This window comes from Pseudomonas sp. PDM17 (genome assembly GCF_014851985.1).
Lineage (GTDB): Bacteria > Pseudomonadota > Gammaproteobacteria > Pseudomonadales > Pseudomonadaceae > Pseudomonas.
Window position 1 is genome coordinate 681,314 of record NZ_JACVAT010000001.1, and the last position, 22,426, is coordinate 703,739.

The 22,426-nt window shown below is 67.2% G+C and carries 18 protein-coding genes; 8 read left to right on the forward strand and 10 right to left on the reverse strand.

The genetic code is table 11. The features are described from left to right. The first annotated feature begins 181 nt into the window (after window positions 1-181). Window positions 182-607, forward strand: coding sequence for a hypothetical protein (locus IB256_RS03300; RefSeq protein ID WP_024766159.1), 426 nt, complete (start codon window positions 182-184; stop codon window positions 605-607). Between the two features lie 31 nt (window positions 608-638). After that, window positions 639-968 carry a YnfA family protein gene (locus tag IB256_RS03305; RefSeq protein WP_192291289.1) on the forward strand — a complete coding sequence of 110 codons (330 nt, stop codon included), beginning with the start codon at window positions 639-641 and terminating at the stop codon, window positions 966-968. A gap of 216 nt (window positions 969-1,184) precedes the next feature. Here IB256_RS03305 and IB256_RS03310 read toward each other — a convergent pair whose 3' ends face one another. The 4 genes from IB256_RS03310 to IB256_RS03325 all read right to left on the reverse strand — a co-directional run bounded on the left by IB256_RS03310 (window position 1,185) and on the right by IB256_RS03325 (window position 6,619). After that, window positions 1,185-1,415 carry a YheU family protein gene (locus tag IB256_RS03310; protein WP_081520251.1) on the reverse strand — a complete coding sequence of 77 codons (231 nt, stop codon included), beginning with the start codon at window positions 1,413-1,415 and terminating at the stop codon, window positions 1,185-1,187. A 73-nt stretch (window positions 1,416-1,488) separates the two neighbouring features. Further along, on the reverse strand, window positions 1,489-2,715 hold the full coding sequence (locus IB256_RS03315; RefSeq protein WP_192291287.1) for an osmoprotectant NAGGN system M42 family peptidase: 1,227 nt from the start codon (window positions 2,713-2,715) through the stop codon (window positions 1,489-1,491). Then, a complete protein-coding gene (gene ngg, locus IB256_RS03320) occupies window positions 2,712-4,511 on the reverse strand; it encodes an N-acetylglutaminylglutamine synthetase (RefSeq protein WP_192401258.1) in 1,800 nt (599 codons plus the stop codon). Before ngg ends, IB256_RS03315 begins: the two co-directional genes overlap by 4 nt. 338 nt (window positions 4,512-4,849) lie before the next feature. Next, the gene (locus IB256_RS03325; RefSeq protein ID WP_192291283.1) at window positions 4,850-6,619 is read right to left on the reverse strand and encodes an N-acetylglutaminylglutamine amidotransferase; all 1,770 of its coding nucleotides are present in this window, start codon (window positions 6,617-6,619) and stop codon (window positions 4,850-4,852) included. 132 nt (window positions 6,620-6,751) lie between these two features. Between IB256_RS03325 and IB256_RS03330 the strand changes: the two genes are divergently transcribed. Next, window positions 6,752-7,231 carry a MarR family winged helix-turn-helix transcriptional regulator gene (locus tag IB256_RS03330; RefSeq protein WP_192291281.1) on the forward strand — a complete coding sequence of 160 codons (480 nt, stop codon included), beginning with the start codon at window positions 6,752-6,754 and terminating at the stop codon, window positions 7,229-7,231. A gap of 16 nt (window positions 7,232-7,247) precedes the next feature. On the opposite strand, the gene IB256_RS03335 is transcribed toward IB256_RS03330, so the two are convergent. Together IB256_RS03335 and mnmC are read right to left on the reverse strand one after the other, a co-directional pair. After that, the gene (locus IB256_RS03335) at window positions 7,248-7,997 is read right to left on the reverse strand and encodes a sulfite exporter TauE/SafE family protein (RefSeq protein ID WP_192291279.1); all 750 of its coding nucleotides are present in this window, start codon (window positions 7,995-7,997) and stop codon (window positions 7,248-7,250) included. Window positions 7,998-8,052: 55 nt separating this feature from the next. Continuing rightward, complete coding sequence (mnmC, locus tag IB256_RS03340; RefSeq protein ID WP_192291277.1) at window positions 8,053-10,020, reverse strand: bifunctional tRNA (5-methylaminomethyl-2-thiouridine)(34)-methyltransferase MnmD/FAD-dependent 5-carboxymethylaminomethyl-2-thiouridine(34) oxidoreductase MnmC; 1,968 nt, start codon at window positions 10,018-10,020, stop codon at window positions 8,053-8,055. A 107-nt stretch (window positions 10,021-10,127) separates the two neighbouring features. Between mnmC and pap the strand changes: the two genes are divergently transcribed. Continuing rightward, window positions 10,128-11,633, forward strand: a complete 1,506-nt coding sequence (gene pap / locus IB256_RS03345) for a polyphosphate:AMP phosphotransferase (protein WP_192291275.1) — start codon at window positions 10,128-10,130, stop codon at window positions 11,631-11,633. 96 nt (window positions 11,634-11,729) lie between these two features. On the opposite strand, the gene lapD is transcribed toward pap, so the two are convergent. Beyond that, window positions 11,730-13,685 (reverse strand): cyclic di-GMP receptor LapD, encoded by a 1,956-nt coding sequence (gene lapD / locus IB256_RS03350; protein ID WP_192291273.1) that lies wholly within the window; start codon window positions 13,683-13,685, stop codon window positions 11,730-11,732. 12 nt (window positions 13,686-13,697) lie between these two features. Next, the gene (gene lapG, locus IB256_RS03355) at window positions 13,698-14,399 is read right to left on the reverse strand and encodes a cysteine protease LapG (protein WP_192291271.1); all 702 of its coding nucleotides are present in this window, start codon (window positions 14,397-14,399) and stop codon (window positions 13,698-13,700) included. A 207-nt stretch (window positions 14,400-14,606) separates the two neighbouring features. Here lapG and IB256_RS03360 point away from each other — a divergent pair, with 207 nt between their 5' ends. Genes IB256_RS03360 through IB256_RS03375 form a run of 4 tightly spaced genes read left to right on the forward strand, consistent with a single transcriptional unit; the run spans window position 14,607 to window position 21,028 of the window. Then, window positions 14,607-15,752 (forward strand): efflux RND transporter periplasmic adaptor subunit, encoded by a 1,146-nt coding sequence (locus tag IB256_RS03360; protein WP_225601589.1) that lies wholly within the window; start codon window positions 14,607-14,609, stop codon window positions 15,750-15,752. After that, window positions 15,749-18,859: a multidrug efflux RND transporter permease subunit gene (locus IB256_RS03365; protein WP_192291269.1), complete on the forward strand. Its 3,111-nt coding sequence runs from the start codon at window positions 15,749-15,751 to the stop codon at window positions 18,857-18,859. The genes IB256_RS03360 and IB256_RS03365 overlap by 4 nt, the downstream gene beginning before the upstream one ends. Window positions 18,860-18,911: 52 nt before the next feature. Next, window positions 18,912-19,604 (forward strand): heavy metal response regulator transcription factor, encoded by a 693-nt coding sequence (locus IB256_RS03370; protein WP_015478176.1) that lies wholly within the window; start codon window positions 18,912-18,914, stop codon window positions 19,602-19,604. Then, a complete protein-coding gene (locus IB256_RS03375) occupies window positions 19,601-21,028 on the forward strand; it encodes a heavy metal sensor histidine kinase (protein WP_192291267.1) in 1,428 nt (475 codons plus the stop codon). Before IB256_RS03370 ends, IB256_RS03375 begins: the two co-directional genes overlap by 4 nt. A 181-nt stretch (window positions 21,029-21,209) precedes the next feature. On the opposite strand, the gene IB256_RS03380 is transcribed toward IB256_RS03375, so the two are convergent. Both IB256_RS03380 and IB256_RS03385 read right to left on the reverse strand, forming a co-directional pair. Next, window positions 21,210-21,608, reverse strand: a complete 399-nt coding sequence (locus tag IB256_RS03380) for a YbaN family protein (RefSeq protein WP_192401260.1) — start codon at window positions 21,606-21,608, stop codon at window positions 21,210-21,212. 51 nt (window positions 21,609-21,659) lie between these two features. Beyond that, entirely contained in the window at window positions 21,660-22,247 is a 588-nt protein-coding gene (locus tag IB256_RS03385; protein ID WP_192291263.1) for a YecA family protein, read from the reverse strand. Between the last annotated feature and the right edge of the window lie 179 nt (window positions 22,248-22,426).

Sequence of the window (22,426 nt, forward strand, 5' to 3'; positions counted from 1 at the left end):
GCAAAGGGTTAGTTTTAGTCACCGGCCTGCCTGGCTGATGTACGTTGGACCCCGGTGAAAGCCCCGCTCATTTCGCGGGGCTTTTGCTTTTTCGGGCTACTGCGCAGCTGCGGGGATTCGCGCTTTGCGCGATGCCAGGCCTGTGTTAGAAGGCTTGCGTGTCATTGAAGGAAGAACCCGCTTGCACTGTGAATCCATCGTCTATGGCTGCATCCGCGACTGGCCCGGCGACTCGATGGAGCGCCGCCTGCGCCGTGCCGCCAACCGCAAGGTGCTCGACAGCCTGCCCATGGGCGAGGCTTGGCCGTTCCTGGGCCGCGAGATGTTCAGCCGCTGCGAGACCGAAGGCGCGGGCCTGTACCAGTCCCAGGTGATCCATTTCGGCGCCAGCTACCAGACCATCGAGTACGAGTGGAAACTCTGGGTCGAACAGTTCGAAGCCCTGCTGCGTCGCCTCTACTGGGCCAGCGCGGTGGTGCACCTGGAAACCGAAGTCAACGGCAGCCACACCTTCCGCTGGGAGTCCGAGAACGGCTTCCACAGCCCCCGCGAAGGCGAGCTGAAAGTGCGCTGCGCCTGGGAACGCGAGGGCGGCCTGCGCGGCTGACCGACGCACTTCCCGTCACGGAAAGAACCCCATGATCAACTACCTCTGGTTCGTCCTCGCCGCGTTCTGCGAGATTGCCGGCTGCTACGCCTTCTACCTGTGGCTGCGTCTGGACAAGAGCGCCCTGTGGATAATTCCCGGCCTGCTCAGCCTGACGGTCTTCGCCCTGCTGCTCACCCGCGTCGAGGCGAACTACGCCGGACGGGCCTATGCCGCGTACGGCGGCATCTACGTCGCTGCGTCGCTGTTCTGGCTGGCCTTCGTCGAGAAGAGCCGTCCGCTGTGGAGCGATTGGATAGGTGTGGCGCTGTGCGTGATCGGCGCCAGCGTGGTGCTTCTAGGGCCGCGTCTGGCCCCTTGAGCTAAACGATTCGCCCTCCAGCATTCGGCGGATAACGCCGTTGGCGTTATGCGCCCTACGCAGACCCAACCGGGCGCTCCGGTCCCACCGCTGAGCTTCATCGTAGGATGGGTGGAGCTTGCGATACCCATGCTGTGGGTGCGCGCAATCGATGGGTATCGCTGCGCTCCACGCCATCCTACGTGGTGTTCATTGAGGTGCTCCTGGGCCGGTGCTTCAGTCCTCCAGCCACTCCTTCGGCACTTCGCTTTTCAGCATCAGCTGGCACTGCTGGCTTTCCGGATCGAAGACGATCACCGCCTCGCCGCGTTTGAGCGCATGCCGCGCACGCTCGACGCGTACGTCCAGCGGCGTGTCATCGCCGTTATCGGTGCCTTCGCGGGTGACGAAGTCTTCCAGCAGGTTGTTCAGGGTGTCGGCTTCGATCAGCTCGAAGGGAATCAGCATGGCGGGCTACTCGGGAATCGCACTGGTGAATCGCAGCGCGGGATTGTAGTCCCGTGCTGCGCCGAGTGCAGCTTCAGTTCTTTTTCCCGTCCTTGCCCTTGTCGCTGCTCCGGTCAGAGCCATCGCCGCTGTCGATCAGGTCGTCCACCGGCGGCACGTGGGTGGTGCTTTCCATGTGCACCGGATGTTCCAGCTGCTTGCTGAAGCGCTCCAGCGTGCCTTCGCTGGGTTCTGCATCGCTGTCGAACACCGGCGGGCTGAGCATGTAGGCCGTCAGCAGTTTCGCCAGGGCGGCAAGGCTGTCGATGTGGGTGCGCTCGTAGCCGTGGGTGGCGTCGCAACCGAAGGCCAGCAGGGCGGTGCGGATGTCATGGCCGGCGGTGATCGCCGATTGCGCATCGCTGTGGTAGTAGCGGAACAGGTCCCGCCGTACGGCGACCTCATGGCGTTCGCCGAGGCGCAGCAGGTGACGGGAAAGATGGAAGTCGTAGGGCCCGCCGGAATCCTGCAGGGCCACGCTCACCGCGTGCTCGCTGGAGTTCTGCCCCTCGGCCACCGGGGCGATGTCGATGCCGACGAACTCACTCACGTCCCAGGGCAACGCGCCGGCCGCGCCGGAGCCGATTTCCTCGGTGATGGTGAACAGCGGGTGGCAGTCGATGGGCGGCACCTGGCCGCTTTCCACGATGGCCTTCAGCGAGGCCAGCAGCGCGGCCACGCCGGCCTTGTCGTCGAGGTGGCGGGCGCTGATATGGCCACTTTCGGTGAATTCCGGCAACGGGTCGAAGGCGACGAAATCACCGATGGCCACGCCCAGCGATTCGCTGTCGGCGCGGCTGGCGGTGTAGGTGTCCAGGCGCAGTTCGACGTGGTCCCAGCTGATCGGCAGGGTGTCCACGGCGGTATTGAAGGCGTGCCCGGAGGCCATCAGTGGCAGCACGCTGCCACGGAATACGCCGTTCTCGCAGAACACCGTGACGCGGCTGCCCTCGGCGAATCGGCTCGACCAGCAGCCCACCGGCGCCAGTGCCAGGCGGCCGTTGGGCTTGATCTCGCGGACGATGGCGCCAATGGTGTCCAGATGCGCCGAGACCGCACGGTCCGGGCTCTTGCGCCGGCCCAGCAGGGTCGCGCGGATGGTCCCGCGGCGGGTCATCTCGAAGGGTACGCCGATCTCCTCCAGCCGCTCGGCGACGTAGCGCACGATGGTGTCGGTGAAGCCGGTGGGGCTGGGGATGGCGAGCATTTCCAGCAGCACACGCTGCAGGTAGTTCAGGTCCGGTTGGGGCAGTTGGGTCATGCCGGGGCCTCCACGTTGGGGTGTGGCTGGTCACGGTTGTCGCGATGCAGCAGTTCGCGGCTCAGCGGGAACAGCAGGTCGACGAAGCGCTCGGCGACGGGTTGTGGCTCATGGTTGGCCAGGCCGGGGCGTTCGTTGGCTTCGATGATCACGTACTCCGCCTGGTCGGCCTCGGTGACCAGCAGATCGAGGCCGGTGACCGGAATCTCCAGCGCCCGCGACGCGCGGATGGCGGCGTCGGCGAGCGCCGGGTGCAAGCGCTCGGTGACGTCTTCCAGGGTGCCGCCGGTGTGCAGGTTGGCGGTGCGCCGCACAGCCAGGCGCTGGCCGCTGGGCAGCACGTCGTCGTAGCTGAAGCCGGCGGCGCTCAGGGTGCGTTCGGTTTCGCCGTCCAGCGGGATGCGGCTCTCGCCGCCGGTGGCGGCCTGGCGACGGCGGCTCTGCGCCTCGATCAGCTTGCGGATGCTGTGCCGGCCATCACCGATCACCTCGGCGGGGCGGCGGATGGCGGCGGCCACCACTTCATAGCCGATCACCACGATGCGCAGGTCCTGGCCGGGGTGGTAGCTCTCGAGGATCACCCGGGTGTCGAACTGCTTCGCGTGGGCGATGGCGTCCTCCACTTCTTCCGGCGTGCGCAGGTCCACGGCGACGCCCTGGCCCTGTTCGCCGTCCACCGGCTTGACCACCAGCGCGCCGTGGTCCTCGAGGAAGGCGGCATTCTCCTGCACGCTGCCCGCCAGCCGCTGCTGCGGCTGGCGCAGGCCGGCGCGGTCGAGGGCGCGGTGGGTGAGGGTCTTGTCCTGGCACAGGCTCATGCTCACGGCGCTGGTGAGGTCGCACAGCGACTCGCGGCAGCGGATGCGCCGGCCGCCCTGGGTGAGAGTGAAGAGGCCGGCGTCGGCATCCTGCACCTGCACCTCGATGCCGCGCCGATGGGATTCGTCGACGATGATCCTGGCGTAGGGGTTGAGCCCTTCCTCAGGGCCGGGGCCAAGGAAAAGCGACTGGTTGATACCGTTCTTGCACTTCACCGCGAAGGTCGGCAGCTCGCGGAAACGCAGCTTGCGGTACAGCGACTTGGCCTGCTGGTTGCCGTGCAGCACCGACAGGTCCAGGTACGCCAGCCCCCGGCTCATGAAGTGCTCGATCAGGTGGCGCACCAGCGCTTCGCCGACGCCGGGCCGGCTGGACTGCGGGTCCACCGCCAGGCACCAGAGGCTGGAGCCGCCTTCCGGGTCGCGGAAGGCCTTGGCGTGGTTGATGCCCATGACCGTGCCGATCACCGTGCCGGTCTCGGCGTCCTCTGCCAGCCAGTAGGCCGGGCCGCCCTGGTGGCGCGGGGTGACGTTGGACGGATCGACCGGCAGCATGCCGCGCGACAGGTACAGGCGGTTGATTGCCGCCCAGTCGTCATCGCTGTGCACGCGGCGGATGCGGAAGCCGCGGAAGGGGCGGCGCGCCGGGCGGTAGTCGGTGAACCACAGGCGCAGGGCATCGGAGGGGTCGAGGAAGAGTTGTTGCGGGGCGTGGGCCAGCACCTGCTGCGGCGCGGCCACGTAAAGGGCGATGTCGCGTTCGCCGGGTTGTTCGTTGAGCAGCTCGGCGGCAAGCTTGTCGGGGCTGGAGAAGGTGTGGCCGATCAGCAGGCGACCCCAGCCGCACTGCAGGATCAGCGGGCCGTGGCTTTCCGCGTGGTCACCGGCGAAGCGCGCCTGCAGGCGCTCGTAGGTCGGCGTCTGGCCGCGCAGCAACCTCTGGTTGTGAGGATGGGGCAGGTTGGAATGGGGTTTCATCTTGCGCTCCCTGATAAGGCTTCTGTCCTGGGCTGAAGGAAAAGGCAACGCCGCACGAGGCGGCGTTGCCGAGCCGAGGGACTGTTGTTGCTTTGCGCGAGCCGCGTTGCTGCGCCAAATCGCGCCAGGCTAGACGCGGGACGCCGGCAATGGTCATTCCCTTGCCTAGTCCCGCAACGACGCATGGCGCGATTTGCCGCGCAACCCGATGGGCCAGCCCGTCTATTGCGCAGCAAGACGTGATGCGTTGGCTGCTGGAACCACCGCACTTCCGCTTCGTGCCGGGCGCTGCGTAATGGGCGGCGCTGGCGTGGCCGCAGCGAAGCATCAACAGTCCCTCATAGGCCTTGTTCCGTCAGCCAGAGGTTGAGGGCCGCCAACTGCCACAACTTGGAACCACGCAGCGGGGTGAGGTCGCTCGCCGGGTCGCTGAGCAGGCGGTCGAACATCGCCGTCTCGAACAGCCCCCGGTCCTGGCTCGGGTCCAGCAGCAACTCGCTGACCCAGGCGCGGGTATTGCCTTGCAGGTGCTTGAGACCTGGCACCGGGAAGTAACCCTTGGGCCGGTCGATCACTTCGCTGGGGATGACCTTGCGCGCGGCGGCCTTGAGCACCTGCTTGCCACCGTCGCCGAGCTTGAAGCGGGACGGAATGCGCGCCGACAGCTCCGCCACGCGGTAGTCGAGGAACGGCACGCGCGCCTCCAGGCCCCAGGCCATGGTCATGTTGTCCACGCGCTTGACCGGGTCGTCGACCAGCATGATGGTGCTGTCCAGGCGCAGTGCCTTGTCCACCGGGTCATCCGCGCCGGCCCGGGCGAAGTGCTCGCGGACGAACTCGCTGGCCACGTCCTCCACCCGCAGGGCTTCGCGCACGGTGTCCAGGTACTCGCCGTGAGTGCGGTCGAAGAAGGCTGCGCGGTAGGCCTGCAGCGGGTCCTTGGCGCCGGCCACCTTCGGGTACCAGTGGTAGCCGGCGAACAGCTCGTCGGCGCCCTGGCCGCTCTGCACCACCTTGCAATGCCTGGAGACTTCCCGCGAGAGCAGGTAGAACGCGATGCAGTCGTGGCTGACCATCGGCTCGCTCATGGCGCGGAAGGCTGCCGGCAGCTGCGAGATCACTTCCTTCTCGTCGATGCGCAACTGATGGTGGCGCGTGCCGTAGCGCTGGGCGATCAGGTCGGAATACTGGAACTCGTCGCCACGTTCGCCGCCGGCATCCTCGAAGCCAATGGAGAAGGTCAGCAGGTCCTCGACGCCGGCCTCGTGCAGTAGGCCGACCAGCAGGCTGGAGTCCACCCCGCCGGAGAGCAGCACGCCGACTTCGCGGGCGGCACGCTGACGCACGCTCACGGCATCGCGCAGGCTGCTCAGCAGGCGGTCTTCCCAGTCGTCCAGGGTCAGCTCGCGCTCGTCCGGCAGTGGCCCGTAGTCCAGGGTCCACCAGCGCTGGCGCTCGGTGTGACCGTCGGCGTCGATGGTCATCCAGGTGGCCGGCGGCAGTTTCTGCACCTCGGCCAGCAAGGTACGCGGCGCGGGGACCACGGCGTGGAAGTTGAGGTAGTGGTTGAGCGCCACCGGGTCCAGCGCCGGGTCGATGTCGCCGCCCTTGAGCAGCGCCGGAAGGCTGGAGGCGAAGCGCAGGCGCTTGCCGGTCTGCGACAGGTACAGTGGCTTGATGCCGAGGCGGTCGCGGGCGATGAACAGGCGCCGTTTGTCGCGTTCCCAGATGGCGAAGGCGAACATGCCATTGAGGCGTGGCAATAGTTGTTCACCCCAGGCGTGGTATCCCTTGAGGAGTACTTCGGTGTCGCCTCCGGAAAAGAAGCGGTACCCAAGGGCTTCCAGCTCGCCGCGCAGTTCGGGGTAGTTGTAGATTGCCCCGTTGAACACCAGCGACAGGCCCAGCGAGGTGTCGATCATCGGCTGACCGGAAGCTTCGGCCAGGTCCATGATCTTCAGCCGCCGATGCCCCAGGGCCACCGGCCCTTCGCTGTGGAAGCCCCAGGCATCGGGACCTCGCGGGGCGAGGTGATGGGTGATGCGTTCGACCGCGGCAAGATCCGCAGCCTGTTTGTCGAAACGTAACTCTCCAGCTATTCCGCACATTTCCTTACCGGTACTCCGTTGGGGATGAAGTGGGTGGCGCCTCACGGACGCCTTAGGGGATGACCCGTCGATCTGGCGAGAGTTCTATCTGATTTCATTGAGAAAAAATGACGGAGCAGCAGGTGGACTGAGATGGCCGAGAGCAAGACTGCGATGCGCAACGCCCACGCACTCTCCATGTTGCAGGCCCTGAGACGGCTGCAGCAGGCGGCGGAAGTGCACTCCAAGAGCCTGGGCCGTGACGGCGAACTGACGCCGCTGCAGTTGCTGATCCTGCAGGTGGTGGAACTGGAGGGGGAGATAACCGCTGGTCAGTTGGCGCGGCAGGTGGCGCTGTCGCAGTCGTCCATTTCCAGCGCGCTGACTCGCCTGGAAAGCAAGGGCCTGCTGACCCGTCGGCGCGACGACGATGACCGCCGCAAACAGTGGCTGAGCCTGGAAGCGGTCGGCCGGCGTGCGCTCAGGAATGGGCCGACGCTGTTGCCCGAGCACGCACTGGAGCGTTTCGCCGGGCTGCCCGAGTGGGAGCAGCATGCCATTCTCGCCGGACTGCTGCGGGCGGCCGAGCTGTTCGAGACGCCGGGAGCCGCGGCCGAGGAAGAAGAGTTCTAGGGCCCTGTAAGGGCTGTCAGCTCATCAGCTTCTGCGCGGCCAGCGACAGGCTGACCGCCACCAGCATCAGCGCGAACAGTCGCTGTAGCGTCGCGCCACCCAGCCGTACCGCCAGGCGATTGCCGAACAGCACGCCGAGCGCACCGCCTGCCGCCAGGCACGCCAGCAATGGCAGCGGCGGCTGTGCGTGGGTGAGGTAAAGCAGGAAACCACCACCGGACACCAGTGCGATCACCGCCATGGAGGTCGCCGTCGCCGCCATCATCGACAGCGGTGTGAACCACAGCAGCCCCGGCACGATCAGGAAGCCGCCGCCCACGCCCATCAGACCGGACAGCAAACCCACCGCCAGGCCAACACCCAGTAGCGGCCCGTTACGCATCGGCGTGTCGCAGGTGCGTGGCTGGCTGGAGCCTTGCCACATGCGCCAGGCCGACCACAGCACCAGTAGGCAGAAGCCGACGATCAGCCACGCGTCCGGCACGTACTTGCCCAGCCACTGGCCGACGGCGTTGCCCGGCCAGCCGGTGATCACCAGCCAGAACAGTGGCTTCCACGCCACCTGGCCCTGCCGTGCGCGCGGCACCGCACCAATGGCGGCGGACAGTGCGACAGCGCCGAGGCTGACGCCGATGGCATCGTGCAGTGGCAGATGCAGGCTGAGCAGCAGGGGTAGCGCCACCAGGGAACCGCCAGCGCCAGTCAGGCCCAGCAGCAGCCCGAGGATCAGGCCGATGGCGGAAGATTCAAGCAGCAGTGCATCCATGTCGGTGGTCCGCTCTGGAAGCTGGTCGCGGCCCTGTCGATGGACCGCGAGGTGTTCAGGAGTTCTTCTGGCCGCGCACGACATCGCGCAGCAAGAAGCGATTGGGGTGGCAGGCCTCGGCCACGGCGCGCGGAAGTGGCAGCGGTTCGCCGTCGATCCAGGCCGCCAGCAGTTCGCCGGCCAGCGGCGCGGTGACCAGCCCGCGTGAGCCATGGGCACTGTTCAGGTACAGGCCGTCCAGCCAGGGGCAGGGCGTCTCCGGTACCTGGCGCGCATCCTTGCCGAGCACCGCGTAAGACTGGGCGAAGGCTTCGCGATCCGCCAGCGGGCCCACCAGCGGCAGGTAGTCCGGGGTGGTGCAGCGGAAGGCGGCGCGGCCCTGCAGCGTGGCCGGGTCGAGCTGGGCTATGTGCATCCGCTCGCTCAGGTCTGTGGATATCTCCGCCAGCAGGTCGAGGTTGCCCAAGTGTTCTTCCAATGATGGCTCGGTATCGTCTCGTTTGAATTCGAAACTGGCGCCCAGGGTGTGCTCGCCGTGACGCGGCGGGGCGACGTAGCCTTCGGCGCAGACCACGGTACTCAGCGAGGCGCTCTCGGCGGTGGCTGGCACGCGGGTGATCTGCCCGCGAATGCGCTTCATCGGCAGTGATTCGGCGCCTGCGAAGCGGCGCACTTCGGCGGCGGTGGCGAGGATGGCGACGGGCGCGCCGGCGAGCTTCTGCTCGCCGCTCCAGGCGCTCCAGCCATCGGCTTCGCGTTGCAGGCGGACTTCCTCGCCGGTCAGCACGCGGATATTCGGATGCGCTGCGAGATGCCGACACAGTGCGGGCGGATGCACCCAGCCGCCTTCGGGATAGAACAGCCCGCCGGCCGGCAGGCCGATGCCGGCGATGGACTCCGCCTCAGCCTTGTCCAGCTGACGCAGCAGGGTCGCCGGAAAGGCATCGGCCAGCTTGGCCTGGCGCTGTGTCTCGGCGTCATCGAAGCCCAGTTGCAGCACGCCGCAATCGGACCATTCCTCGCCTTTCTGCAGACGCCGGATCAGCCGCCGCGTGTGCCCGAAGCCGCTGACGATCAACCGCGACAGTGCGGTGCCGTGGGCGGACAGCTTGAGGTAGAGCACGCCTTGCGGATTGCCCGACGCTTCTTCGGCGAGGCCTGCGTGACGCTCGATCAGCGTCACTTTCCAGCCCCGCGCGGCCAGGCTGGCGGCGCTGGCGCAACCGGCCATGCCGCCGCCGACCACCAGCGCTTCCCGAGGGCCTTTGGGGTGAGCGGGACGGCTGTACCAGGGCTTGCCGGCCGGCTGTTCGACACCGAGGAATTCGCCCTGGGACATCTCCCATTTCTTGCCGAAGCCCAGGGTGCGACGGATCTTGAAGCCGGCCGCGCCCAGCCCGCGCCGGACGAAGCCGGCGCTGGTGAAGGTGGCAATGCTCGTGCCCGGCCCCGAGAGGCGCGCGAGCTCGGCGTAGAGCGCGTCGTTCCACATCTCCGGGTTCTTCGCCGGGGAGAAACCGTCGAGGAACCAGGCGTCGATGCGCGCGTCCAGCTCGGGCAAGGTTTCCAGCACGTCGCCCACCAGCAGGGTCAGCACCACGCGGCCCCCGGCGAAGACCAGGCGCTGGAAGCCCGGGTGGATCGCCACGTACTGCTCCAGCAACTGCCCCGACAGATCCGCCAGCTCGGGCCAGAGGGCGAAGGCGCGGCGCAGGTCGTCCAGCGCCACCGGGTACTTCTCGGTACTGACGAAGTGCAGCCGCGCATCGCTCGGCGCCTGCTCTTCGAACAGCTGCCAGGCGCAGAGGAAGTTCAGCCCGGTGCCGAAGCCGGTTTCGCCGATGCACAGGCGTCCGCCAGCGGGGAGCGCAGCAAAGCGCTCGGGCAGGTGGTTGCCGTTGATAAACACGTGATGCGTCTCGGCGATCCCCGAGACGGGGGAGAAATACACGTCGCCATAGACGCGGGAGGTCGGCTGGCCGTTCTCGTCCCAGTCGATCTGGGCGCTGCTGATGTCTGGCATGTGGGGGCAGGGTTGTGAAACGAAGCCGGCAGTTTAGCCGATCCGCCGCGCAGACAGCCTGCGTCACATCCGCTACCTTTTACTCACTTCGAGACAAGGAGAGGTGCATGTTCGAATCCGCCGAGATCGGTCATTCCATCGACAAGGAAACCTACGAGAAGGAAGTCGCGGTGCTGCGCGAAGCCCTGCTCGAGGCGCAGTACGAGCTCAAGCAGCAGGCGCGCTTCCCGGTGATCATCCTGATCAACGGTATTGAGGGCGCTGGCAAGGGCGAGACGGTGAAGCTGCTCAACGAGTGGATGGACCCGCGCCTGATCCGGGTGGAAAGCTTCCTCCTGCCCACCGACGAGGAACTCTCGCGGCCGCCGCAGTGGCGCTTCTGGCGCCGCCTGCCGCCCAAGGGGACGACCGGTATCTTCTTCGGCAACTGGTACAGCCAGATGCTGTATGCACGGGTCACTGGCGAGATCAAGGACAGCCAGCTCGATGGCCTGATCAGCGATGCCGAACGCTTCGAGCGGATGTATTCCGACGAAGGCGCGCTGATCTTCAAGTTCTGGTTCCACCTTTCCAAGAAGCAGCTCAAGGAACGCCTCAAGGCGCTGGAGAACGACCCGACCCGCAGTTGGCAATTGAGCGAGATCGACTGGAAGCAGAACGAGGTCTACGACAAGTTCGTGCGCTACGGCGAGCGCGTGCTGCGCCGCACCAGCCGTGACTATGCGCCCTGGTACGTGGTGGAGGGCTCCGATGAGCGCTACCGCAGCCTGACGGTCGGCCGCACCATCCTCGAAAGCCTGCAGGCCGCGCTCAAGCGCAAGGACCGCCCGACCCCGCAGCCCCATGCCGCGCCGCTGGTTTCCAGCCTGGACAACAAGGGGCTGCTGGATGCACTTGATCTGGGCCTTTCGCTGGACAAGGACCAGTACAAGGAACAACTGGCCAAGGAACAGGCGCGCCTGGCCACGTTGATGCGCGACAAGCGCTTCCGCAGCCACTCGCTGATCGCCGTGTTCGAAGGCAACGACGCCGCCGGCAAGGGCGGCGCGATCCGTCGCGTGACCGATGCGCTGGACCCGCGCCAGTACCGCATCGTGCCGATCGCCGCGCCCACCGAGGAGGAGCGTGCGCAGCCCTACCTGTGGCGCTTCTGGCGGCATATTCCGGCACGCCGGCAGTTCACCATCTTCGATCGTTCCTGGTATGGCCGCGTGCTGGTGGAGCGGGTCGAAGGCTTCGCCAGTGACGCCGACTGGCTGCGTGCCTATGCGGAGATCAACGATTTCGAGGAGCAGCTGGCGAACTACAACATCGTGCTGGTGAAGTTCTGGCTGTCCATCGACCAGGAGACCCAGCTGGAGCGCTTCAAGGAGCGGGAGTCGATCCCCTTCAAGCGCTTCAAGATCACCGAGGAAGACTGGCGCAACCGCGACAAGTGGGACCTCTACGTGGACGCGGTGGGCGACATGGTCGACCGCACCAGCACCGAGATCGCGCCCTGGACGCTGGTGGAGGCCAATGACAAGCGCTATGCGCGGGTGAAGGTGCTCAAGACCATCAACGACGCGCTGGAGGCGGCTTACGCCAGTTCGAAGAAGGGCAAGAAGGACTGACGTTTCAGAAGTTTTTTTGTAGAAGCGAGCTTGCTCGCGAACCAGCCCCGCTCAGTGCTTCCCTGCAGGAGCGGGCCCTGCCCGTGAGCCGCCGGCCTACCCGCCGTTCTTCTGCGAAGGCTTCGGCGCCCCGACCAGCCGCCCCATCGCGCCGGCAATGCCCATCTCCCGTAGCACCTGCAGCTCGCCCTCGGTCTCGACCATCTCCGCGATCAGCGGCAGGTCGATGCTGTTGGAGGCGCGGTACATGGCTTCGATGAACAGGCGCTTGTCGTTGTCCTGGTCGATGGCGCGGATGTAGCTGCCGTCGATCTTCAGGTACGCAAGGCCCAGGCGGGTCAGGTTACCGATCAGGCTGAAGCGTCCGCCGAAGTGCTGCAGGCCCAGCTTGGCCCCGACGTCCTGTACCGACTGGGCGAGCTTCTCCAGCTCGGCCGGCGGCGGCAGGTAGCGTTCGTCCACTTCCAGGGTCATCAGTTGTGCTTCCTGCGGGTGGGCGCGGAGGATTTCGAACAGCTGGCGCAGGGGCTCGGCGCTGCGCACGGTTTCTGCCGACAGCGACAAGGCCAGCGGCGCCGGTTGCTGGGCGAGGTGGGCGAGGGCATGTTCGAGCATGGCCAGGTCGAAGCGCGCGGACCAGCCGAAGCGTTCGATCCACGGCAGGAACTGCCCGGCGGCGACGGCCTCGCCCTTGGGATCGAGCAGCCGCGCGAGGACTTTCTGGTGCAGCAGTTCGCCCTTCTCGGCGCAGGCGCGCACGGGCTGGAACCATAGCTGTAGCTTGCCTTTCTGCAGGGCGTCGTCGAGCCACTCGCGCCAGGCTCGGGAGTCCTGCGCGGGCTGGCCGCCGGAGCTGTCCAGGCGCTGCCAGGGACGGTCCGGCGAGGACTGCGATTGCGCCAGGGCCTGATCCGCGCGGGACAGCACGCTGGCCGCGGATTCGCCGGGGCGGAAGGCCGCGAGCCCAAGGTGCGCCACCGGCTTGCAGTCGCTGGCGCCGGTGCCGCGCAGGTTCTCCAGGGCGGCGCTGAGCTGGTCGGCCAACAGTTCGGCGCTGGCGCTGTCGACGCCAGGGGCGAGCAGGGTGAACTCGCCGCCACGGCTGCGGGCGGCAAGCCAGTCCGGGGTGCCGTGGGTCTCCCGCTCACGCTCCAGCAACTCGGCAACATCGCGGATCAGCGCGTCGGTGCGCTGCCCGCCCAGGCGCTGGTTGAGCCCGGCCAGGTCGTTCAGGCGCAGCAGCAGCAGATAGCCGGCGGCGTTCTGTTCGCTGGGGGACAATTGCGCATCCAGCCGCGCGTCGAACAGGCGGCGGTTGGCCAGGCCAGAGAGGCTGTCCTGGTAGGCCTCTTCGCGCAGTTTCTCGCTGCGGGTGGCTTCCTCGGCGAACAGCGCCTTGAGCTTGTCGACCATCTGGTTCATCGCCTGCACCACACGCTTGAGTTCGGGAGTGCGTGGCTCCTTGGGCAGGGTGAGGAATTCGCGGCGGGTGATGGCGTGGGCCTGCTGCACCATCTGGTCCAGCGGCTTGAGCTGGGTGCGCAGCAGCCAGCCGCCGAGGATGGCGCTGACCAGCCCGCAGGCCAGCAGCCAGGCGAGGCTGCCCAGCGCGCCGTCCCACAGCTTGGCCAGGGCGAACTGCGGATGGCTGACCACCTCGACCCGCGCGGCCTGTTCCCAGCCGCGCATGATCAGCGCATCGCCGCCCTGGGCCTTGAGGTTGACCAGCTTGGCGAACCAGCCCGGCACCTGCTGGTTCTGCGTGTCGCTGTCGCGTTCGACTATCACCTTGCCCTCGGGAATGCTCACCACGCGGATGGTGGCGAAGTAGCCGGAATCGAAGATCGAGCTGACCATCAGCTCGATCATCGCCGGGTCGTCCACGTGCGGGGTGAGCGACAGCCCCAGTGCGGTGGCTGCATCCTGGGCGTGGGAGCGCAACTGGCTGATCATCTGCTCGCGAGAGCTTTCCAGGCTGGCGGCGAAGCTGCCGGCGAAGGCCACCACGAGGAACAGGCAGATCGCCAGGAACAGTTGCTTGAGCAATGACATGCCGGGTTTCTCCTATCGCGTCTCGTCGAGGTCAAGGCCCTCGGCGCGCATCTTGGTCAACAGGTCCTGCCAGCGCGACAGCTTCTTGCTGTCGCCAGTGCGCTTGCCGCCGCCAGGGCCGGGCAGCCACAGCCCCTCGGCGTTGAAGGCGTAGACGGGCAGGAGGTCCTTGCGCTGGGAGGCGGGCTTGATCTGCGGGATCAGGTTGTCCAGCACCAGCGGTTCGGCAGTGGGGGAGGCGTAGTAGGTAAGCACCATGTGCGCCTGGTTCTGCTGCAGCGCCTTGACGTAGGTGATGCGCAGCTTGTCGCTGGCGACCCCGAGGCGGCGCAGCGTGACGAACTTGGCGATGGAGTAGTCCTCGCAATCGCCGGCGCCCTTGTAGAGGGATTCCACCGGTGTCGCCCAGTAGTCCTCCTGGTGCCAGACGGTGCGGTCGTCGGTGAATACCAGGGCGCCGTTGAAGAAGGTATTGACCGCCTTGAGCTTGGCGCTCTCGTCGAGGTTCTCACTGTCCTGGATCAGGCGTCCCCAGGATTCGATGCGGGTCTTGGCGGTGCCGAGGTTGCCGTAGCGCTGCTCGGCGTTCTTCAGGATGGTGTCGAAGTTCCAGGCGGCGCCGGCGGTCAGCGCGAGGAGCGCGAGCAGCAGCACGCCGGCCCGCAGACGCAGCGGGCTGGCGAACAGCCAGAGGGCTCCTCGGGGTGGCTGCATCGCCAGCGCTCCATGTGGGATGTGTGGAGTCTAGGCGCTCTTCGAAAACTTGCGCTGGCGTATCGCCATGGGGCGAGAAGGCCCGTCGTATGGGCCTTTCGGCGAATCTGACAGGATTGTCATTTAAGGGTCAGCGTGCGGTCCTGCGCTCTGGCTTATAACCCCAGGATGAGGCCGCTGTGGCCGAACCAGACGCAGGAGAGCGGGATGCAGGGGCAACGGCGGGTTTGGCTGGCAGCAGGGTTGCTGGGGGTGACGGCGCTGGGGGCTGGCATCTGGGGCTTTGCCGGCCGGCACGAGGCCCCGCAGGCGGCGGCCCAGCCAGCCGGCGTGCCGGTGACCCTGGCGCGCGTGGCCCGCGAGGACCTGACGCAGAACCTCGACGGCGTCGGCACCGTCACCTCGCTGCACAGCGTGCTGGTGCGTCCGCAGGTCGAAGGCCAGCTCACCGCGTTGCTGGTGGAAGAGGGGCAGATGGTCAAGGAAGGTGAACTGCTGGCGACCATCGACGACCGCGCCATCAACGCCGCGCTGGAGCAGGCAGAGGCGACCCGGCAGAGCAACCAGGCGCAGCTGCGCATCGTCGAGCAGGACCTGGCGCGCTACCAGACGCTGAGCCAGCGCGGCTCGATATCCCGCCAGACCCTGGAACAGACCGAAGCCGAGGCGGCCCGCCTGCGCGCCACCCTGCGTGGCAACCAGGCCACCATCGACGCCGAGCGCGTGCGCCTGTCCTACACACGCATCACCTCGCCGGTTGCCGGCCGCGTCGGCATCCGCAACGTCGACGTCGGCAACCTGCTGCGCACCAATGACAGCAGCGGCCTGTTCACTGTTACCCAGATGTCGCCGATCTCGGTGGTCTTCGCCCTGCCGCAGGAAAGCCTGCCGCAGCTGCAACCGCTGATGAAGGGCGATTCCCCGGTGGTCGCGCGCAGCCGCGACGGCGGTCAACTGCTGGGCGAGGGCCATCTGCGCAGCATCGACAACCAGGTCGCCAGCAGCACCGGGACCATCCGCGTGCGTGCGGTCTTCGACAACAAGGACGGCCAGCTCTGGCCGGGGCAGTTCGTCGCCATCGACCTGCAGTCCGGCGTGCTGCGCAACGGCCTGGTGTTGGACAGCCGTGCCGTGCGCCGTGGTCTGGACGGTGCCTTCGTGTTCCGCATCGAGGATGGCAAGGCGCAGAAGGTGCCGGTGCGCATCGTCCAGGAAGTGGATGGCCGAACGCTGGTCGAAGGCCTCGCGGCGGACGATGAAGTGGTGCTCGACGGCCACTCGCGCCTGACTCCCGGCGCCCGCGTGGAGGTGCAGGGCGACGTGCAGACCCTGGCCCGCCGGAGCGAGCCGTGAGCGTGCGCGCCGGCATGTCCGGCTGGTGCGTGCGCCACCCCATCGCCACCTGCCTGCTGACCATCGCCTCGCTGCTGCTCGGCCTGCTGGCGTTCTTCCGCCTCGGCGTGGCGCCTCTGCCGCAGGTGGACTTCCCCACTATCCAGGTGCAGGCGCTGCTGCCCGGCGGCAGCCCGGAGACCATGGCGTCTTCGGTGGCGACTCCGCTGGAAGTGCAGTTCAGCGCCATCCCCGGCATCACCCAGATGCTTTCCACCAGCGCCCTGGGCTCGACCACCCTGACGCTGCAGTTCGACCTGGAAAAGAATATCGACGTCGCCGCCCAGGAGGTCACCGCCGCGATCAACGCCGCCGCCGGGCGCCTGCCGGCGGACATGCCGAACCTGCCGACCTGGCGCAAGATCAACCCGGCGGACAGCCCGATCATGATCGTCCGGGTGAATTCCGAGCTGATGCCGCTGATCGAGCTCAGTGACCTTGCCGAAGTGCTGCTGTCACGCCAGCTCAGCCAGATCAGCGGGGTCGGGCAGATCTTCGTGGTCGGACAGCAGCGCCCGGCGATCCGCATCCAGGCGCAGCCGGAAAAGCTGGCTGCGTTCCGCCTGACCCTGGCCGACCTGCGCCAGTCGCTGCAGTCGGCGAGTATCAATCAGGCCAAGGGCGCGCTGTTCGGCGACGGCCGCGTGTCCACCCTGGCGGCCAATGACCAGCTGTTCAGCCCCGGCGAGTACGGCGACCTCGTGGTTGCCTACCGCGCCGGCGCGCCGGTGTTCCTGCGCGACCTGGCGAAGGTGGTGAAGGCGCCGGAAGACGATTACGTGCAGGCCTGGCCGGATGGCCGCCCCGGCGTGGCACTGGTGATCCTGCGCCAGCCCGGCGCGAACATCGTCGAGACCTCCGATGCCATCCAGGCCGAGCTGCCACGCCTGCGTGAAATGCTGCCGGCGGGCGTCGAAGTGGAAGTGCTCAACGACCGCACCCGCACCATCCGCGCCTCGCTGCATGAAGTGGAGTTGACCCTGCTGTTGACCATGGCCCTGGTGGTGCTGGTGATGGGGCTGTTCCTGCGCCAGCTGTCGGCGACCCTGATCGTCGCCACCGTGCTGGCGGTGTCGCTCAGCGCCAGCTTCGCGGCCATGTACCTGCTGGGCTTCACCCTGAACAACCTGACATTGGTGGCGCTGATCATCGCCGTGGGCTTCATCGTCGACGACGCCATCGTGGTGGTGGAGAACATCCACCGCCACCTGGAGCAGGGCAAGGACCGGGTACAGGCGGCGCTGGCCGGCGCCTCGGAGATCAGTTTCACGGTGGTGTCGATCAGTTTCTCGCTGATCGCCGCGTTCATCCCGCTGCTGTTCATGGGCGGCATCGTCGGGCGGCTGTTCCGTGAGTTCGCCGTCAGCGTCACGGCGGCCATTCTGATTTCGGTGGTCGCTTCGCTGACCATCGCGCCGATGCTCGCCTCGCGTTTCATGGGGGCGCCCCATCACCATAAAAGCGGGCACGGGCACGACGACGGAGGCATCGCCGGTTGGTTGCTGGCGCGCTACGCCAAGGGGCTGGACTGGTCGCTGCATCACCAGCGCACGGTGCTGGCCGGCTTCGTGGTCTGCGTGGCCATCGCGGTGGGCGGCTACGTCGGCATTCCCAAGGGCTTCTTCCCGTCCCAGGACACCGCCTTCGTCTTCGGCACCACCCAGGCCGCCGAAGACATCTCCTATGCCGACATGGCCGAGAAGCACAAGCAGCTCGCCGAGATCGTTGCCGCCGACCCGGCGGTGCAGAGCTACAACCACGCCATCGGCATCACCGGCGGCAGCCAGAGCCTGGCCAACGGGCGCTTCTGGATCGTGCTCAAGGACCGTGGCGACCGCGACGTCTCGGTGGACGAGTTCATCAACCGCATCCGGCCCAAGCTGGCCAAGGTGCCGGGTATCGTCCTCTACCTGCGTTCGGCGCAGGACATCAACCTCGCCACCGGGCCGGTGCGCACCCAGTACCAGTACGCCCTGCGCAGCAATGACAGCGCGGCGCTGGCGCAGTGGGCGGATCGCCTGACCCAGCGGTTGAAGGAGGAGGGCGGCCTGCAGGATGTGTCCAACGACCTGCAGATGGGCGCCAGCGTCACCTCGCTCGAGATCGACCGGGTAGCGGCGGCACGCTTCGGGCTGTCCGCTGAGGACGTCAGCCAGACCCTCTACGACGCTTTCGGCCAGCGCCAGGTCGGCGAATTCCAGACCGAGGTCAACCAGTACAAGGTCATCCTCGAACTGGATTCGCGCCAGCGTGGCCGCGCGGAAAGCCTGGCGTGGTTCCACCTTCGCTCGCCGCTGACCGGCGAGATGGTGCCGCTGGCGGCGGTGGCGCGGGTCACGCCGGCCAAGTCGGGGCCGCTGCAGATCAACCACAACGGCATGTTCCCGGCCGTCACGCTGTCCTTCAACCTGTCACCGGGCGTGGCCCTGGGCGACGCCGTGAATCTGGTGCAGCGGGCGCAGGCGGAGATCGGCATGCCGTCGAGCATCAGCGGCGAATTCCAGGGCGCCGCGGCAGCCTTCCAGAGTTCGCTGGCGAGCCAGCCGCTGTTGATCCTCGCGGCGCTGTTTGCGGTCTACGTGATCCTGGGCGTGCTCTACGAGAGCTTCGTGCACCCGCTGACCATTCTTTCCACCTTGCCCTCGGCCGGCATCGGCGCGGTGTTCCTGCTCTGGGGCTGGGGCCTGGAGTTCTCGGTGATGGCGCTGATCGGCCTGGTGCTGCTGATCGGCATCGTCAAGAAGAACGGCATCCTGATGGTCGACTTCGCCCTCGCCGCGCAACGCCAGCGCGGGCTGTCGCCCTACGACGCGATCCGCGAGGCGTGCCTGGCGCGCTTCCGGCCGATCATGATGACCACGCTGGCCGCGCTGCTGGGGGCGATCCCGCTGATGATCGGCTTCGGCACCGGCTCGGAACTGCGCCAGCCGCTGGGCGTGGCGGTGGTCGGCGGGCTGGTCTTCAGTCAGGCGCTGACTCTGTTCAGCACACCGGTGGTTTACCTGGCGCTGGACCGGCTGTTCCATCGCCAGCAACCTGCAGCGGCCGCGCTGGGAGGTGCGGTATGAGGAGCGGCTGGGTAGCATGCCGGACTGCGGGCGTCACGAACGGAGGGCTGGCATGCGCGTACTGATTGTCGAAGACGAGAGCAAGACCGCCGACTACCTGCAGCGCGGGTTGAGCGAGCAGGGCTTCACCGTGGACGTCGCCAGCAACGGCATCGACGGCCGGCACCTGGCGCTCAATGGCGAATACGACGTCATCGTCCTTGACGTGATGCTCCCCGGCATCGACGGCTACGGCGTGCTGCGCGCCCTGCGTGAACAGCGCCAGACGCCGGTGATCATGCTCACCGCCCGCGAGCGTGTGGAAGACCGCGTGCGCGGCCTGCGCGAGGGCGCCGACGATTACCTGATCAAGCCGTTCTCCTTCCTTGAACTGGTGGCGCGCCTGCAGGCCCTGACCCGCCGTGGCGCACACCTGGAAAGCGCGACGCAGATGCGCATTGCCGACCTCGCCATCGACCTGGTCAGCCGCCGTGTGCAGCGCGGCGGCACGCGCCTGGAGCTGACCGCCAAGGAGTATTCGCTGCTTTGCGTGCTGGCCCAGCGCAGTGGCGAAATCCTTTCCAAGACGGCCATCGCCGAGCTGGTCTGGGACATCAATTTCGACACCGACACCAACGTCGTCGAGGTCGCCATCAAGCGTCTGCGCGCCAAGCTCGACGGGCCCTTCGACACCAAGCTGCTGCATACCATCCGGGGCATGGGCTACGTGCTGGAAAGCCGCACCGCCCAGGAGCGTGAGGCGTGAGGGGGCTATCGCTATCCACGCGGCTGGCCGGCATGTTCGCCGGCGCCGCGCTGGGCATCTTCCTGCTGATCGGCTCGGCCCTCTACTGCGTGCTGGACGGGCAGATCGAGCGCCTGCAGCGCTCGGAGCTGGATACCCGCTTCAACATGGTCGCGCGCATGCTCGACAAGCCCGACCTGGCCGAGCGCTGGCCGCACATGCAGCTCAAGCTCAACACCCTGAGCCAGGAGTACCAGCTGATCCGCTTCTGGATCGACAGCGACGACTCGCGCTTCCGCTACGGCCAGCCCAACGACGCGGTGCGGCGGATGCTCGGCAGCGGCAACGGCTACGCCGAACTGGAACTGCCCGGCCACGATTCGCCGCTCAGCGCCCGCGTCGGCGTGCTGCCCGCCAGTGGCTCACGCCCGGCGCTGGTGCTGCTCGCGGCGATCGACAGCGTGGCCTTCCAGCATGCCCGCCACGCCACGCTGATTACCCTGTTCGTGCTGTCCGCGCTGGGCATCGCCCTGGCGACGCTGTGCGGGCACTGGATAGCGCGGGTCGGCCTGCGGCCGGTGCGCGAACTCTCCGCCGAGGCGCGGCAGATCAGCCCGAAGCAATTGTCCCAGCGCCTGCGCCTGGACGGCTTGCCGACGGAATTGTCGGCGCTGGCCGGTGCCTTCAACGAGGCGCTGGATCGGCTGGAGCAGGCCTACCTGCGCCTGGAGTCGTTCAACGCCGACGTCGCCCACGAACTGCGCACGCCGCTGGCCAACCTGATCGGCCAGAGCCAGGTGGCGTTGTCCCGCGAGCGCAGCGCGCAGGATTACGAAGAGGTGCTGCAGTCCAATCTGGAAGAGCTGGAACGCCTGCGCGCCATCGTCAACGACATGCTGTTCCTCGCCCGCGTCGATCAGGGTGGGCTGGCGGCCGAGCGGGTGGAAACCTCGCTGGCGGCTGAGGTGGCGACGACCGTGGATTTCCTCGAGGTGATCTTCGACGAGCAGGGCGTGCAGGTGAGCCTGCGCGGCGACGCACGGGCCTGCGTCGAGCGGGCGCTGGTCCAGAGGGCGGTGACCAACCTGCTGTACAACGCCGCGCAGCACACCGCGTCGGGTGGTCGTATCGAGGTGCGCCTGAGCGGCGAGCGCGGCGCCGCGCTGGTGGAAGTCAGCAACCCCGGCGAGCCGATCAACGCCGAGCAGCGCGCGCGCCTGTTTGAGCGCTTCTACCGCGCCGACCTGGCCCGCGCCAACAGCCAGAGCAGCCACGGGCTGGGGCTGTCCATCGTCAAGGCGGTGGCGAGCATGCATGGTGGCTCGGTGTTCGTGCGCAGCGAGGGCGGCATCAACACCTTTGGCTTTACGGTGGATGCGGTGGGGGCGGTGGTGGTGAGTCGCCTGGATGAAGGTGGGAGCGTGGGGGAGGTGGTGTCGGTCTGATGGTTCGGCGCGTGTGGCGTTGCCCTCTCCCTAACCCTCTCCCTGAAGGGAGAGGGGACTGTCCGGTGCGCTTTGAAAGCTCGGCGTTGTACGGCTGACTCCGCGTAGCCATCTGCTCCAAACGGCTCCCTCTCCCTTCAGGGAGAGGGCTGGGGAGAGGGCGCTCGCCCGGGCAGAGGACTCAATCCAAGCGCCGGGTCTTGGTCCGAATCAGATAGATAGTCACCAGCGTCGCACTGGTCAGCATGAACGCCCAGGCCCAGGGGCGTTGCACCACGAAGCCGGAGATCAGGATGCTGCACCACATCAGGCCGATGGCGTAGACCTTGCCCTTGAGCGGGATGCCTTCGCCGTCGAGGTAGTCGCGGATCCACGGGCCGAGCTTGGGGTGGTTCACCAGCCAGTCGTAGAAGCGCTGGGAGCTGCGCATGAAGCAGGCGGCGGCGAGCAGGAGGAAGGGCGTGGTGGGCAGCACCGGCAGGAAGATGCCGATCACGCCCAGGGCCACGCTGAGCCAGCCGACGCCGAGCAGGCAGTAGCGAACCCAGGCGTGGCGGCTCTGGCGGATTTCTCGTGGCATCGACTGGCGCGAAGCGAGTCCGGAGCCGCGTGGCGCAGCTCCGGTGGCGGATCAGTGAGTGCGCGGCTTCAGCAGCGCCGGCTTCTCTTCCGGCGCCTGGCACAGCAGGAACAGGTTGGTCAGCAGCTCCGGGATCTGCGCGACCATGTCGTCCACCAGCCCGCGGTCGCTGGCGATCTCATCGAACTCGGGCTGTTCGTCGAACAGGCCGGAACCGACCATGATCGGCAGCAGCAGCTCGCTGACTTCTTCCTCAGCCTGTTCGAACCAGATGGCCTCGCGCAGGAACACGCCTTCCATGAAGCCGATGCACCAGCCGCGGATGTCGGAGTCGTCAGGCTGGTCGCCCAGGTAGGGTTCGCAGGGCAGCTCCAGCTCCTCGTCACCGGCCATCTGGCGGATGATGTGCGCCTTGAGCTGGACCAGGGTGGATTCGATCTCGCTGCGCTCTTCCTCGCTGCGGTAATGCGGCGGTTCGGCGAACAGGGCGTCGATCCACTCGCGCTCCGGCACTTCCTCCGGGCAGATCGCCAGCGCGGTCAGGTAGCCGTGTGCCGCCACGTAGTCCAAGGCTTCCTCGTGCAGATCATCGGCATCGAGAAAGGCTTGCAGGCGGGACAATTGGTCGGCGAAGGACATCGGGTACTACCTCGGAGGTGATCGGTCCCGAATTGTAGTCTTTCCGCTGGCCGGCGGCAAAAGCCAAATGCCCGTGCAGCCCGCGCCGACGCAGGGCTCGGACGCAGAGCTCGGACGCATGTGGCGGATTTTTCCGCAGTTTCCCGGACAAGGTGCCGGCCGCAGCGGGATCGCTTGCG

Bases quoted from the DNA above. Each gene is read 5' to 3' on its own strand.
- IB256_RS03305 (WP_192291289.1), top strand. From the start codon at position 639: ATGATCAACTACCTCTGGTTCGTCCTCGCCGCGTTCTGCGAGATTGCC.
- IB256_RS03310 (WP_081520251.1), bottom strand. From the start codon at position 1,415: ATGCTGATTCCCTTCGAGCTGATCGAAGCCGACACCCTGAACAACCTG.
- IB256_RS03315 (WP_192291287.1), bottom strand. From the start codon at position 2,715: ATGACCCAACTGCCCCAACCGGACCTGAACTACCTGCAGCGTGTGCTG.
- ngg (WP_192401258.1), bottom strand. From the start codon at position 4,511: ATGAAACCCCATTCCAACCTGCCCCATCCTCACAACCAGAGGTTGCTG.
- IB256_RS03325 (WP_192291283.1), bottom strand. From the start codon at position 6,619: ATGTGCGGAATAGCTGGAGAGTTACGTTTCGACAAACAGGCTGCGGAT.
- IB256_RS03330 (WP_192291281.1), top strand. From the start codon at position 6,752: ATGGCCGAGAGCAAGACTGCGATGCGCAACGCCCACGCACTCTCCATG.
- IB256_RS03335 (WP_192291279.1), bottom strand. From the start codon at position 7,997: ATGGATGCACTGCTGCTTGAATCTTCCGCCATCGGCCTGATCCTCGGG.
- mnmC (WP_192291277.1), bottom strand. From the start codon at position 10,020: ATGCCAGACATCAGCAGCGCCCAGATCGACTGGGACGAGAACGGCCAG.
- pap (WP_192291275.1), top strand. From the start codon at position 10,128: ATGTTCGAATCCGCCGAGATCGGTCATTCCATCGACAAGGAAACCTAC.
- lapD (WP_192291273.1), bottom strand. From the start codon at position 13,685: ATGTCATTGCTCAAGCAACTGTTCCTGGCGATCTGCCTGTTCCTCGTG.
- lapG (WP_192291271.1), bottom strand. From the start codon at position 14,399: ATGCAGCCACCCCGAGGAGCCCTCTGGCTGTTCGCCAGCCCGCTGCGT.
- IB256_RS03360 (WP_225601589.1), top strand. From the start codon at position 14,607: ATGCAGGGGCAACGGCGGGTTTGGCTGGCAGCAGGGTTGCTGGGGGTG.
- IB256_RS03370 (WP_015478176.1), top strand. From the start codon at position 18,912: ATGCGCGTACTGATTGTCGAAGACGAGAGCAAGACCGCCGACTACCTG.
- IB256_RS03380 (WP_192401260.1), bottom strand. From the start codon at position 21,608: ATGCCACGAGAAATCCGCCAGAGCCGCCACGCCTGGGTTCGCTACTGC.
- IB256_RS03385 (WP_192291263.1), bottom strand. From the start codon at position 22,247: ATGTCCTTCGCCGACCAATTGTCCCGCCTGCAAGCCTTTCTCGATGCC.